This is a genomic window from Mameliella sp. CS4, from assembly GCF_019392335.1.
Classification (GTDB): Bacteria; Pseudomonadota; Alphaproteobacteria; order Rhodobacterales; family Rhodobacteraceae; genus Antarctobacter.
The window spans coordinates 1-237 of record NZ_JAHXRQ010000289.1 but is presented as its reverse complement, the minus strand read 5'-3'; the positions used below and the strand labels follow the sequence as shown (position 1 = coordinate 237).

Below are 237 nucleotides of genomic sequence, written 5' to 3'. Positions count from 1 at the left end.
GAAGGGCGACCGCGGTCTTGCCCATGCCCGGTCTGCCCGCGAGGACAATGAGCTGGTCTGGGCGCATACCGAGAGTGGCTCGATCGAGCTTTGGGATGCCGTAGCTGACGCCGGGAGGCTCCAAACCAGCTCGTACGCGAGCGACCCGCGCCAGAGCGCTCGAGGTCGATTGCGCGAGCGTCACCCTTTGCATCGTGGTGGCGAGGCCTGCGCTGGCGACCGCATCGAGATCCTCGA

At 67.1% G+C, this 237-nt stretch carries 1 protein-coding gene; it reads right to left on the bottom strand.

Annotated elements, in window-relative coordinates; genetic code table 11:
• On the bottom strand, positions 1–237 hold a 237-nt coding region (locus KZZ07_RS27425; RefSeq protein ID WP_219520208.1), incomplete at both ends, for a DnaB-like helicase C-terminal domain-containing protein.